The organism is Pseudoalteromonas sp. QJM3NY_12, assembly GCF_056173165.1.
The window spans coordinates 2,652,039-2,665,468 of record NZ_CM149661.1; the positions used below are offsets into that span (position 1 = coordinate 2,652,039).

The 13,430-nt window shown below is 41.1% G+C and carries 13 protein-coding genes; 5 read left to right on the forward strand and 8 right to left on the reverse strand.

Annotated features, from left to right (window positions below):
* Positions 1-33: 33 nt before the first annotated feature.
* On the reverse strand, positions 34-738 hold the full coding sequence (locus tag AC0VZ5_RS12455) for a DUF3581 domain-containing protein (RefSeq protein ID WP_016900441.1): 705 nt from the start codon (positions 736-738) through the stop codon (positions 34-36).
* 156 nt (positions 739-894) lie between these two features.
* Here AC0VZ5_RS12455 and AC0VZ5_RS12460 point away from each other — a divergent pair, with 156 nt between their 5' ends.
* Both AC0VZ5_RS12460 and AC0VZ5_RS12465 read left to right on the forward strand, forming a co-directional pair.
* Positions 895-1,290, forward strand: coding sequence for a hypothetical protein (locus AC0VZ5_RS12460; protein WP_198523613.1), 396 nt, complete (start codon positions 895-897; stop codon positions 1,288-1,290).
* An 87-nt stretch (positions 1,291-1,377) separates the two neighbouring features.
* On the forward strand, positions 1,378-2,229 hold the full coding sequence (locus AC0VZ5_RS12465; protein ID WP_198523614.1) for a CPBP family intramembrane glutamic endopeptidase: 852 nt from the start codon (positions 1,378-1,380) through the stop codon (positions 2,227-2,229).
* 57 nt (positions 2,230-2,286) lie between these two features.
* On the opposite strand, the gene gltX is transcribed toward AC0VZ5_RS12465, so the two are convergent.
* The 3 genes from gltX to proB all read right to left on the reverse strand — a co-directional run bounded on the left by gltX (position 2,287) and on the right by proB (position 5,391).
* Positions 2,287-3,771, reverse strand: a complete 1,485-nt coding sequence (gene gltX, locus AC0VZ5_RS12470) for a glutamate--tRNA ligase (RefSeq protein ID WP_008111109.1) — start codon at positions 3,769-3,771, stop codon at positions 2,287-2,289.
* Positions 3,772-3,821: 50 nt separating this feature from the next.
* Positions 3,822-4,181, reverse strand: coding sequence for a glutaredoxin family protein (locus tag AC0VZ5_RS12475; protein WP_008111110.1), 360 nt, complete (start codon positions 4,179-4,181; stop codon positions 3,822-3,824).
* A gap of 106 nt (positions 4,182-4,287) precedes the next feature.
* Complete coding sequence (gene proB / locus AC0VZ5_RS12480; protein WP_033102848.1) at positions 4,288-5,391, reverse strand: glutamate 5-kinase; 1,104 nt, start codon at positions 5,389-5,391, stop codon at positions 4,288-4,290.
* 131 nt (positions 5,392-5,522) lie between these two features.
* Here proB and AC0VZ5_RS12485 point away from each other — a divergent pair, with 131 nt between their 5' ends.
* A complete protein-coding gene (locus AC0VZ5_RS12485; protein WP_033102849.1) occupies positions 5,523-6,482 on the forward strand; it encodes a DMT family transporter in 960 nt (319 codons plus the stop codon).
* Here the strand turns inward: AC0VZ5_RS12485 and AC0VZ5_RS12490 are convergent.
* Genes AC0VZ5_RS12490 through pdsO form a run of 3 tightly spaced genes read right to left on the reverse strand, consistent with a single transcriptional unit; the run spans position 6,377 to position 9,731 of the window.
* Complete coding sequence (locus AC0VZ5_RS12490; RefSeq protein ID WP_036981504.1) at positions 6,377-6,982, reverse strand: class GN sortase; 606 nt, start codon at positions 6,980-6,982, stop codon at positions 6,377-6,379. The genes AC0VZ5_RS12485 and AC0VZ5_RS12490 overlap by 106 nt on opposite strands.
* On the reverse strand, positions 6,979-8,979 hold the full coding sequence (locus tag AC0VZ5_RS12495) for a marine proteobacterial sortase target protein (RefSeq protein ID WP_198523615.1): 2,001 nt from the start codon (positions 8,977-8,979) through the stop codon (positions 6,979-6,981). The genes AC0VZ5_RS12490 and AC0VZ5_RS12495 overlap by 4 nt, the downstream gene beginning before the upstream one ends.
* A gap of 26 nt (positions 8,980-9,005) precedes the next feature.
* A complete protein-coding gene (gene pdsO, locus AC0VZ5_RS12500) occupies positions 9,006-9,731 on the reverse strand; it encodes a sortase-associated OmpA-like protein PdsO (RefSeq protein WP_198523616.1) in 726 nt (241 codons plus the stop codon).
* Positions 9,732-9,959: 228 nt separating this feature from the next.
* On the opposite strand from pdsO, the gene pdsR reads away from it, so the two are divergent.
* Both pdsR and pdsS read left to right on the forward strand, forming a co-directional pair.
* Complete coding sequence (gene pdsR / locus AC0VZ5_RS12505; protein WP_008111124.1) at positions 9,960-10,655, forward strand: proteobacterial dedicated sortase system response regulator; 696 nt, start codon at positions 9,960-9,962, stop codon at positions 10,653-10,655.
* Positions 10,649-12,784 (forward strand): proteobacterial dedicated sortase system histidine kinase, encoded by a 2,136-nt coding sequence (pdsS, locus tag AC0VZ5_RS12510; RefSeq protein ID WP_198523617.1) that lies wholly within the window; start codon positions 10,649-10,651, stop codon positions 12,782-12,784. The genes pdsR and pdsS overlap by 7 nt, the downstream gene beginning before the upstream one ends.
* A 14-nt stretch (positions 12,785-12,798) precedes the next feature.
* On the opposite strand, the gene AC0VZ5_RS12515 is transcribed toward pdsS, so the two are convergent.
* Positions 12,799-13,095: a hypothetical protein gene (locus AC0VZ5_RS12515; protein ID WP_198523618.1), complete on the reverse strand. Its 297-nt coding sequence runs from the start codon at positions 13,093-13,095 to the stop codon at positions 12,799-12,801.
* Between the last annotated feature and the right edge of the window lie 335 nt (positions 13,096-13,430).

Below are 13,430 nucleotides of genomic sequence, written 5' to 3' on the forward strand. Positions count from 1 at the left end.
GGCGCTAAATAGCGCCTATATAAAATGAAGTATTTAAGCCGGTTTTAATGTGGCTTTACGTTCATTATAAAATGCAATTAAATCATCTACGGTGCTTTGACAGTACTCACGAATACCCGATACGACCATGTGTTTTTCACCAAAACCCACTTTTTCGCCGTTTTCTAATAAATTAAAGCGCAAGGTTATTTTGCCGCGTTTACCAGCGTATTCAAAGCTTGGCTCTGCAAACTCTAGAGTCGGTGATTTAATATCAATGTTATTAAGGTTAATTATCATTGATTCATAAATAATCATAGGACGCGCAGGGTTTATCATTACCTCTTGCTTGCCCATTAAAGGAATAATTACATGCGGGAACGCAGCACCTGAGAACTCAACATAATTTTTTATTAAACTGTTTGTAAGTGTTGGGCATTTACTGGTTTTACCATCGCGTTTAACCTTTAAAATTACTTTTTCGCCATGGTTTACATCAAACTCTTCTCCAGGTTGTTCTGGAAAATTTAGCTTGGTATTTTCATCAACCATACCGGCAAAGGTAAACTCCATTCGCTCACTAATGCCATAGCGGTCTAACACTAGAGAAAAAAGTAAGTCTCCTGGTGCGCAAAACTTTTTAGCGTCTTTATCATGAAGCGGGTTGTAGTCGTCGGCTACACATTTAGCAAAGCGACAACCTTGCTCACGAGAAATTGAAACATAATCAGCATGCTGCTGATAGTAAGGACTTAACATAGTGTGTTCACTGCTTAAACTGCTTATAACCTAGCTATACTACCAGAAAAAAAATCTTGAGAGGTCGAATCTGTTTAATAAAGGCGAAAAATGATAATTTGCAACTCGCTAATTTACTAAGTAAATTAGGCAAATACGAGTTTAAGGGATTAACTAATGAAGTATTTTTCTTTATTAATATGCGCGATTTCATTTTTAACTGGCTGTAATAACGTTACTTACACAACCAATATCGACGACGACGTTTTATCAGAACACGTTTCAAGCCACATTAAAAAACGTGGCCTAGAGCAGTTTTACAGTGTACAAGACGCTCTCGATAGAGGTGCAAGCCCCCTTGGTGGAATAAAAGGCGAAAGCTGCGATGTATCAGATGATACGCGAACATCCTCAATTAGCTATAACCGCTTGAAATCACAAGCTATAGAATCCCTTAAAAACGATGTGCTTTATTTAGGTGGCAATGCATTTACACTAGAGCAGTGCCAATCAGTATCCCGCTACAATTGTGATTTAGCCGTTATTTGTACAGGACAAGCCTATAATTATTAATAGCTCAAAATTATCTAATTGAGACTATAACGCTATGTAATTCGTTTTCTCTCATTTCCCCTATCAAACAACAAGCTGTATTTGCCAATGACTTTTTACTTTTTAGCTGCCGCTATTTTATGTGTTTTCCCACAGTGTAAACTCACTGTATTTCGCCAACCATTATGGCAATACTTATTGCTGCTAAGTGTTATTACTGCCTATTATCAAGAGTATATAAATTTAAACGCGGTTGCTGTTATAGCTGTTTATGTGGGATTGTTTCACTTTACGCTATTGGCAACCTCAGCGTTAAAACGTAATGTTCTAACGTCTTTATTTATAACAGCCTCACTCGGGTTAGCCTTACATTGGTTTGCGGGTTTTAATAACCTGCCAATTGTTGTTAATGAACAAGTCACCAGTAACGCAATTGCATTTACCCTGTATGCTAATTTCGATAAAGCATTAGCGGGTTTAATGCTGAGCGCTTATTTTTTTGCAAAAAACAAAACGATAAAGCCAGTAACTATCGGCTACCCTGCTTTAATCATAATTATCACTATTTTAGCGGCGCTTATAACTGCTTTAACGTTAAACCTTGTTGAATTTGCACCAAAAGTACCTGAATTTTGGTTGTTATTTATAGCTATCAACCTACTTTTTACCTGCGTTGCAGAAGAGGCATTATTTAGGGGAGTGATACAAACTAAGCTTTCAAAACTAATAAACCCGAGCAGGTTTGCACTGCTCGCACCGGTGATCAGTACTTGTGTATTTTCACTGGCACACTTTTCAGCGGGTACTCATTATATGCTTGTGGCGGCCGTAGCAGGTTTTGGTTATGGCTATATTTACTATAAAACAAGCCGATTAGAATGGGCCATTTTATGTCATTGGCTCGTTAACGTGTTTCACCTTTTCTTATTTACTTACCCTATGCTGGCAACTCCATCTTAAAACTACAGGCACAAAAAAGCCGCTTAAATTAAGCGGCTTTTGAATCTGTATAAGCGATTACGCACTTGGGTAATCGCGGTATGCGCGTTCTATCTTTTTAGCCTGCTTTTTAGAAATACCTAAATGAGCAAGCGCAACACGTAAACGTGCACGCGATAGGTCAGACCCTAAAATTTCCATTGCATCTAATACCGAAGTTGATGATGTTTTGCCGGTAATAGCCACAAATATAGGCTCTAAGAAATCTTTAATTTTAAGCTCGTGGAAGGTGGCTACTTCTTTTGCAATTGCAAAAATAGCTGGCTTTTCAAAGCTACGTAAGCCTTCTAATTGCCATACAAAAAATTGTAATGCTTGGCGAATAACATCTTCGTCAGCTTTACCTGCGGTTAATAGCGCTGGGTCGTAGGTCGGGATACCGCCTACAAAGTGCCCTGCTAAATCAACCATGTCAGAGAGTGTATTTATACGCGTTTTAGCTTCAGGTAAGACTTTAGCCAGCATGTCGCCATTAAATTTCCAGTCAACAAAACGCTGCATTAGCTCTGCATCAGTTAAGTTTTCGCGGATCCACATACCGTTTAACCAGCTTAACTTGTCTACGTCGAATACTGGGCCACCAAGCGATACACGCTTCATGTCAAAATGTTCAATCATTTCGTTAAGGGTGAACTTTTCACGCTCATCAGGCATTGACCAACCCATACGGCCTAAGTAGTTTAGCACCGCTTCTGGTAAGTAACCCATTTCTTTGTAGTAATTAATAGACGTTGGGTTTTTACGCTTAGACAGTTTTGATTTATCTGGATTACGCAGTAATGGTAAGTGACCTAGTACCGGTGCTTCCCAACCAAAATCTTCATAAAGTTTTAATAACTTAGGCGCTGAGTTTATCCACTCTTCACCACGGAAAATATGGCTAATTTGCATATGGTGATCATCCACCACGTTTGCTAAAAAGTAAGTTGGAAAACCATCCGCTTTTAATAGCACTTGCATGTCTACGTTTTCCCACGGGATCTCAATTTCGTCGCGTAGGTAATCGTTGAACTTAAAGGTACCTTCGCTTGGGATTTTCATACGTATAACATACGGTTTACCAGCAGCTAGGTTTGCTTTAATTTCGTCTTCTGTATGGTTTAAGCCACGACCATCGTATTTAGGACGCAGACCTTCGGCCATTTGCTCTTCACGCATTTGGTCCAGTTCTTCGCTGGTTGCGAAACAGTAGAATGCTTTGCCGTCTTCAACTAACTGATGAGCGTATTTTTTATATAAATCACTGCGCTCAGATTGACGGTATGGACCAAACTCACCACCTACATCAGGACCATGATCCCATTCAAGGCCTAACCAGCGTAAGCTATCCATGATGGCTTGTTCAGATTCAGGTGTGCTGCGAACTTGGTCAGTATCTTCAATACGAAGTACAAATTCACCGCCTTGCTGTTTAGCAAAACAGTAGTTAAATAAGGCAATGTAAGCGGTGCCAAGATGCGGGTCACCAGTTGGCGACGGAGCAACACGGGTACGAATTGTCATGGTAATGTCTCTTTTAATAAGTGAGATGGTATGAAATACCAATAAATATTTTAAGCGGCTACTTTGTTTAAGTAAGCAATAATATCGTTTGATTCATAAAGCCATTTTACTTGGCCATCTTGCTCAATACGTAAACAAGGTACTTTAACTTTTCCGCCTTGCTCTAATAGCTCTTGGCGGTATTGCTCATCATTTTTTGCATCGCGTGTTTCAATTTTTAAGCCTTCACGCTTAATTGAACGGCGCACTTTTACACAAAAAGGGCATGCTTTGAATTGATAGAGCTTAAATTGTGCGGTTTGCTGATCAAGCTTAGTTTGCTCTTGCGGATCACGTTTTTTGCTACGCGGCGTAAAAACAAAATTAAAAAATAAGATGATACAACCTAAAACCCAGCGAACTAATTTCATCTTCAATACTCTTTACAACAAATTTAAGGTGCAAGATTTTAACACAAAAAAGCGCAACACTATAAGCGGATTATACGTTGCGCTATATCGTTAAAAAAGTGCTTAATTACAACACCACCATATCATCTCTGTGTAGCACTTCCACGCCGCTATCGTAATCAAGTAAATGGCTGATTTGATTAGAATGTGCGCCTTTTATTTTATCGATTTCAAGATGACTAAAGCGCGTTAACCCGCGTGCAATAATTTGCTGGTTTACATCAATTAAGTTAATTAAATCTCCACGTTCAAATTCACCAATAGCGCGCGTAATGCCTTTAGCAAGTAAACTGGCGCCCTTAGATTGCAATGCATGCACCGCACCGGCATCAATTAAAATTTGGCCACTACTTTTAGGCCCTGCCAATAACCATTTTTTTCGGCCATCTTTAGGCGCGGTAAGTTTTAAAAAACGGGTGCCTGGTAGTTGCTCGCTCATGCATTTTAAAATCACATTTTCATCAGCGCCTTTGGCAATAATCACCTCAACCCCAGCTCTTCTGGCAATATCTGCGGCCTGTAGTTTGGTTGCCATACCCCCTGTGCCTAGGTTTGTACCACTGCCACCAGCAAGTTGGCGTAACTCATCATTAATATGGGTAACTTCGTCAATCAAGGTGGCGTTAATGTCGGTGCGCGGATCGCTGGTAAATAACCCTTGTTGGTCGGTCAGTAGCAGTAACTTATCGGCATTGGCTAAAATAGCCACCAATGCCGACAAGTTATCGTTGTCACCTACTTTTATTTCGCTAGTAGCAACTGCGTCATTTTCATTAATGATCGGCACTACATCGTAATTTAATAGGGCATTGAGGGTATCGCGTGCATTTAAATAGCGCTCTCTGTCGTCAACATCCGCGCGCGTTAGTAGCATTTGCCCGACGTTAATGCCATACAACGCAAATAAGCTTTGCCAAATATGAATGAGCTGCCCCTGTCCAATGGCGGCCAACATTTGTTTGTCTATTAATGTGCGCCCACAGGGTTTTAATAGCTGTTCGCGACCTGCGGCAACCGCACCGCTTGATACTAAAATAACGTGATGACCTTGCTTTTTTAGCTCACTGCATTGGCGAACAAGTTCCACCATATGTGCTTTGTCTAACTTATCGGTACCGCCAGTGAGTACGCTTGTACCTAGCTTTACAACTACGACCTGATCCCTTTGCATGTTTTTTACTTAGCGCAATAAATGATGAATTTATTTATACCAGTTCGGTATTTTTGAACAAGTAAAAAATATTCAATCACCCCCTCTGCATGCTAGGATCGCACTATATTCAACCGATTAAATTACACCTTATGCCTGCCAGTTTATGTTTAATTATTGCCACCTTTTTGTGGGGTAGCTCCTTTATTGCACTTAAATACGCGATTGCGATTTATGACCCTGCCTTGGTGATATTTTTACGTATGCTCACCACTTTACTGATTTCGTTATGTTTATGGCGTTACGTAATTCGCTTTGAATATTTAAAAGGCGATTGGAAGTACTTATTAGGCATGTCGCTGGCAGAGCCTTGCTTGTACTTTTTATTTGAAGGCCACGCAATGGAATATACCTCAGCGTCTCAAGCGGGGGTGATTGTTTCTTGTTTACCCATTATTGTGGCATTTTTAGCGTTTTTCATGCTCAAAGAGCATATTAGTAAAGCTATTGTGGTGGGTTTTACGCTGTGTATTGGTGGTAGTATTTTACTGACCTTGCTCTCACCGAGTTCAAGCCAAGCCCCAAACCCATTACTGGGGAATTTTTTAGAATTAATGGCCATGGTGTGCGCGGCATTTTATACCGTGTGTATAAAACATTTAGCTAACCGCTACTCCCCACTCACATTAATTGCTCTGCAAGGCGTGAGTGGTAGTTTGTTTTTTGCTCCGTTTTTACTGTTTATTGACCTACCCAGTGAAAACCAACACGATTTAACCGCACTAATGAGCATTTTGTACTTAGGCTCTTGTGTTACTTTGGGTGGGTACGGCATGTACAACTATGCGATTAGTAAAGTGTCGGTATTAACCGCCGCGGCTTACTCTAATTTAATCCCTATTTTCACTTTAATTTTGTCAGCTATTATACTCAACGAAGTACTAACTCTTGGGCAGTGGATCAGCATATTTGTGGTGTTTATAGGCGTAATGATTAGCCAACGCCATCAAGAACTAGTGGTCGATATTCCTAACTCAACTTCTGGTGAGGATATTTCTGCCGACACTAACCATCTTAAATCGGTACCCGAGGCCAGTGAATCAAAAGGGTAACAGGTTAATAAATACAGCCCTGATTGCTGCAAAAAATCGGTGTTGTACTGATTAATTACCTCAACATGTGTTACTGAATAATGCTGCACTTGGCCATTTTTAAGTTGTAGAGAAAATTGCTCCCCCACTTTAGCGTTTTTTAAAAACGCAAAGTGGGTATCGTTGTGGCCAGCAATAAGTGCTCCTTGCGAGTTACCAAAATCAGCCCCACCTAACTCCCCAGCAGGTAAAAAGTGGCTCGGCGCAAACGCTAAATTTCTACCACTTGCACCATCAAGCACGGTTAGTCGTTTATTATGCTTTGGCCATATTATTTGTGCCACTGGGTAACTATCAGCATAAAACCACGGCTTAATTTTTTTATTGGGCGATTTAAGGGTCGTTTGCCAAGCTTGCTCTATTAACACTTGTGCAAGCCACGCCTTTGCCTGCATGTATACACCATGGCCAAACAAGCTCAGCCCCAAGGCAAGTAAACCTATGCTTAGCCACTTTTTCATTTACAGCGCCTTACTAACAACAGACCACCTAGAAGTAGTAATGCTCCAAACACAATATGCATTTTGCTTTGCCCATCTGTTTGCGGCAAGCGCATGGTCATTCCTTGTGGCATAGTATTAGCCACTTGTGTACTTTGTTTAGCAACTTCTTTTATGGTCGTCTCTTCTATGGCAATAAACGCAGTAAATGGGCTAAGTAATTGATGCTCAAGCGCGAGCTGCTGCACTTGCTGTTTTACAACACTTTGTTGGTTGTATAACAATAACGACTTTATTTTTTGACGTGCCCAAAGTTTATCAATTCCTGTGGCCTTTGAACTTGCTTGCGGATTAAGCTTAACCTTAAACTCCCCATGCGTTGTTTGCCCCGTAAAAGTAATTGTATCGGTAGTGTCTAATTTAATAGCCACCATAATGGGCTCAGCAAAATATAGGTCAGGCAAAGGTGAGGGCCAAAAATCTAAGCTGCTTCCATTTGTATTTGTTAACGCTAAATTAGTCATAGCCGGGTGAGCAAGTTTATCAAACAACTGCTGCATTTTCGGCTGCACATCATGAGCACTGCTTATAAAGGTGTAAGTTCCCTTACCTATATCAGCGGCACGACGCATAAAATAACGGTTAGGCGCACTACCAATGCCCACAGTAAATAAACGGCTATCACCTAAGGTATGCGCAATATGTTTAAATAATTGATCTTCGTTACTTACGCTACCATCGGTTAAAAATACAACTTGGCGTACAAACCCTTCAAACTGCGTACCATCAAGTACCGCATCAAGTGCGCCTTTTATTTCAGTTCCGCCATCGGCTTGTAAGTTATAAATAAAACGCTCTGCGCGACGTAAATTGAAGTCACTGGCAATTAATGGGGTCTCACTCATGGCTGCAACCTCATTATTAAAACTGACAATATTGAAGCTATCATCACTATCTAATAATGATAATGCGTAAAACAGCGCTTTTTTAGCTTGTTCAATAGACTGCCCATGCATAGATCCCGAGGTATCAACTACAAACACCATTTCACGCGGTAAACGCTGAGATTGAGTAAAACTATCGCTTGGCGGCATTAACATTGCTAACGCATACTGCTCACCATTTTGTGCTTGCTGAGTAAAAAGTGCAGCTTGCGCTTGCGCTATTTGTAGTGGCTTAAACTCAAGTACAAAGTCTCTATTTATGGCTTGCTGTGGTTTTAGCACAATGCTGTATTGCCCAAATGCAGGGTTTTCAATATTAACTTGATGGTACTTAGCGTTTATATCAACCAATTCTAAGCCTATATCCATGTTAATTGTTAAGCTTAAATCGCTGGCATTTGCCGCCTCATTAGTTTGTTTTGTGTAAACAGGGCTTAACCAACCCTGTGGAGTGAACGAAGGTGCATTAGCGTTTTTTATCGCATGCTTATCTTGATCATCGTTAACTTCCCCTGTTATTGCATGATAGCGTGGCGTAATTGTAGTTGGAAAATGAATCGCAAAGGTTCCGTGTTGGTAATCAATAATCTCTTGATACTCAAGCGTTATAGCTATTTCTTCTCCGGGCCCTACATTTGCCACATTTGTAATAAACATATTTGCACGTTGCTGTCGCAACAATGAAGCTTGTTTGCCTGCTTTTTTGGCAGCTTGGTACTGTTTTTCAGCTTGGCGTTTTTTTGTTATTTTACCTTTGATAACTCGCTCGCCAATGCGCATGGTCATTGCTTGCACGGCGCTTTCATCGGGTAAAGGAAATACATAACGTGCATTTACGGCAAAAGGGTTTTCATTTATGTAGTGCTGCGTAACTACAACACGATTAATTAGCCCTGTTAGGGTCATTTTTGCATCGCTTTTTAAAATAACCCCAGGGTTAACCGCCACTCCTTGGCTATCAAACAAAGATAGTTTTGGCGACTGTGCATGGCTTTTAAAGCTGGCTAAAAGCACGATGATAATAAAAATAAAAAGGCTTACCTTGGTAAGCACTTTGGTGGGTTTACTCAACATAAATCACTCCCTCGAACGCCTTGCGATTAATTGCTTGCTGTTTGATCAGTCCTTTGATTAAGCGCACGGGTAGTCAGGGTAACGCGTCTGTCAAAAAAGTTATCTTCAAGGGTGTTACTATTTGCTATGCTTTGCTGCTCGCCAAACGCTTGTGTGCTCAAACGTGTATGGCTTACTCCCTGTTTAATTAAGTAACTTTGTACGGCGTTTACTCTGGCTTTTGAAAGTAATAAGTTCGCTTGCTCTGCACCGCGCTGATCGGCAAAGCCACTTAAATCGAGTGCGAGTTGCGGTTGGCTTTTTAATAACGCTACCAATTGATCAAGCTGCTTGGCAAAATGAGGAGCAATATCGCTAGAGCCTGTTTTAAATTGCACTGTCATTGCCAATAAATTATTAAGCTGTGATTGCGTTAGTTGCTCATTTTGTTGCGCCAGTAGTTCAAGTTGCGCCTCTAGGTGACTGTTATGATTAAGTACATGCTGGTAGTCGTTGGTTTTCTCTGCCATTACAGTTAAAGCTTGCTGCTGCTCAGCAATAGTTTGCTCAGCTACCTTGGCATCGCCAATCAAACCACCAGCAAATGCGCCTACAAACGCGCCAATTGGCCCACCAACAACACCACCAATAATGGCACCGGTGCTCAGGCCAACAATTGTTTCTTTTTTTGCTTCTTTTGATGGGGTATCCGCAGCAAATACTGGCGTACAAAAAGTGCTAACAAGTGTGAGTGCGATTAATGTTTTCTTCATGATCTATTCCTTACTATTAATAATGGTTGGCAAGCTATTGGTTGGCACTTGCTTTGTATTGGTAATTTCAATAGCTGTATTAAAACACCATGAAGTGGCAATAAAGGGGAGTAAAAATGGCAAACTGCTGAGCAATTGTGGCAAAAAAATGGCAATTGTGTTTTTAACCGTACTTAGCGCAAAAACTTCGCTATAGTGCGCCTAAGTCAATATGAGTAATTAATAAAAATGAAAAAAATAGCTATTGTTGAAGATGAAACTGCCATTCGCGAAAACTACATAGAAATGCTGAGCGCTCAAGGCTATCAGGTAAGTGGTTATGAAAACCGCCCTCAAGCAGAAGTAGCTTTTAAAGAAGCACTCCCCGATTTAGCCATTGTTGATATTGGCTTAGGCCATGAAATAGATGGCGGCTTTTTACTGTGCCAAACTTTGCGTTCACTTTCTAAAACCTTACCAATTATTTTTTTAACCGCTCGCGACAGCGAAATAGACACCGTATGCGGCCTGCGCATGGGCGCCGATGACTACTTAACCAAAGATATTAGCTTAGCGCATTTAGCCGCGCGTATTGGTGCGCTATTTCGCCGCATGGAAGCATTAGAGCAACCCGCCGATGCCAACGCATTAATAATTCGCGGTCAACTAACACTCGACACGCAACGCATGCAGGTGCTTTGGCAACAACAGTTGGTTGATTTAACCGTAACTGAGTTTTGGATGCTGCATTCACTCGCCCAACGACCTGGCCACGTTAAAAGCCGTAATGAGTTAATGAGCGATGCTAAAATTTATGTAGACGACAGTACCATTACCTCTCATGTAAAACGCATTCGTAAAAAGTTTATAGCACTCGATAGCCAGTTTGACTGCATTGATACCGTGTATGGCATGGGTTACAGGTGGGAGCAACCCACATGCTGAGATTTGGCCTACGCAGTAAATTTATTCTACTTTCATGCTTTTTGTTTTTGTTGCCATGGTTAGGCTACGAATACGTATGGGAAATGGAAAAGTTTTTACGCCAAGGCCAAGAAAAAACGCTAGTAGGTACTACACGCGCACTGGCAACGGCTCTGCACGAACGCCCCGCTTTATTTGACGAACAAACCAACTTTTTAGATCAAGTTGTAAAAGGCCGCGATCTCTATGCTTATAATTTAAAGAGTCCAATTCAACTCGATGGCAAACTCAGCGACTGGGACGCTTACCAATCGCTATTTTGGCTTTATGACAAACGCTACTTACAAACAGCCAATGATAACCATCAACTGAGCAACTTATCATTTAGCCACATGGTAGGTAAGTTTGATAATTACTTATATGCTGTATTCAAAGTCACAGATGACACTGTAATTTACCGTGCTAAAAACAGCCTCAGCATTACCAATAATGACTATGTAAAAATTGGCCTAAAAAACCCTGATGGGCAATTTAATACTTATATTATTGCTCCGCGCCAAGATGGCTGGGTCAACGCATTTGATGCCAACAGTAAAATGCCTTTTACTAAAATTCAGGGTTTCTTTAAAAAAACTGAAACAGGTTATAACCTTGAGCTGCGCTTTCCTTTGAATATGCTTGGCAATAAACTGGGATTTGCCATTGCCGATGTTGATAGTAAACAACCAAACCAACCCCCTAGTATTATGTCTACATCGAACTTAAATAACCCGAATGATTTAGGTTCGGTACTGGTGCCCTCCCCTGAAATAAACCGTATATTAAAAGGCATGGGCCACAGCGGCAGTCGCATTTGGGTGGTCGATAATCATCACCGTGTATTAGCGCAATCGGGCAGCATTCAAAATGCCGATGGTGTATGGGCCGATGGGCTAAAAAATCAAGCGCCAAAAACTGCGTGGCAGCGCTTTGAACAGGCCTATTTACATCCTTTGTATTATAAAATTTTAACCCGTCCTGAAGATGAATTTATAGATACCTTACACGATGTAGCTTCAATGCAAGGCGCTCATTTAGCCAAAGCACTTAAAGGCAAACCGGCCTCGTCGTGGCGGCTCACTCCCGATAACAAAGCGGTGATATTATCGGCTGCGTATCCTATTTGGATTGAGGATAAAGTTATTGGGGCAGTTATAGCTGAAGAAACCACCAATGGCGTGCGTACACTGCGTAATAAATCGCTGGAAAAACTATTTAATGTGATTTTAGCGGTCATGTTAATTGGCACAGTCACTTTGTTCTTTTTTGCTTCGCGTATATCGAGCCGTATTAGGCGACTACGAGATGCAGCAGAGCAAGCCATTGATGCGCAAGGACGAGTAACAGGCCATATAAATTACAGCGATGCCAATGACGAAATTGGCGATCTGTCGCGTAGCTTTTCAAATATAGTGAGCCGACTTGGTGGCTATACCGATTATTTAGAAAATATGTCGTCGCGCTTATCTCACGAGCTGCGCACACCGGTTGCGGTTGTCCGTTCATCTCTTGAAAACTTACAAAGCTTGCAGCAAAGTGAACTGAGTCAAAAATACCTTGAACGTGCCAGCGAAGGGGTTGAGCGCTTAGGAAAAATAATTACCACCATGAGCGAGGCAACCCGCCTTGAGCAAAGCATTCAAAGCAATGAGCCAGAGCAGTTTGATTTACAAAAAGTAATTAGTGGCTGTATGCAGGGCTACCAACTTACTTATCCTAACCAGTTATTTACACTCAACATTTGCCAAAGCACACTATTGATGCAAGGTGCCCCTGAATTTATAGCGCAACTGCTCGATAAGCTAATTAATAATGCCTTGGAATTTAGTGAAGCTAACACAGCAATTGAAGTCAGCCTTAAGCAAAATGAAAACAAAGCAACCTTAACGGTAAGTAATACAGGTACCTTATTGCCTGAGGGACTTACTGAACATATTTTTGATTCCATGGTATCGGTGCGCAGCCAACAAATGCAGCAACAACCGCATTTAGGCTTAGGGCTTTATATTGTCAGACTGGTGTGTGATTACCACAAAGGCACAGTAACGGCGCACAATAATGAGCAAGGTAATGGGGTGGTATTTACTGTGAGCTTGCCACTTAATAACTAAAGGTTCCCTAGAAGCTATGCCTCTTTTTTTAACAAGCGATACAAAGTATCCATACGCTTATGCGCTTGCTGCACCTTTGCTTGCGCCTCAACTTTTATAGTTAAGATAAGTAGTAACAACAGATAAAAACTAGGCTGAGCTAATACGTCTGGGAACATCAATGAAACAAATGCGATATAAGCAAAACTGCCAAATAATCCCTTAAAAATATCAAAGGGTTTAGGTGAGTGTTTTTCAAACTTATCTTCAAGAACTCGTTTTTTTTCAGCTTCGCTTATCGCTAATTTTGCGTTAATTTGTTCTGGTGTCATTAAATTAAGTCCTTTTAAGATAAATACAATTATGGATATGCAGCTTTCACTATTAAGAATGATAAGCAAACTCAATTGTATCGCTATTTGGTAAAAGTGACGAGCAAAAAAGGCTGAAACGTCCTAGGGTCTGTTGACCTTTGCGATTAAAATTTGTTCAAATCAGGGGCGTTTAATCGCTGCGCGAGGTTTGTAACCTAGTGGGCTAAGTAAAAACCGAGCAAAGCTTCCACGTCCTGCTCACGCCCCTTACCTACATCCATGTAGGCAACAAAGAGTAAATCGCCCCTAGGCAGAACCCGAAGGGCAGCGCCTGTTTGGCATTGATGCTACGT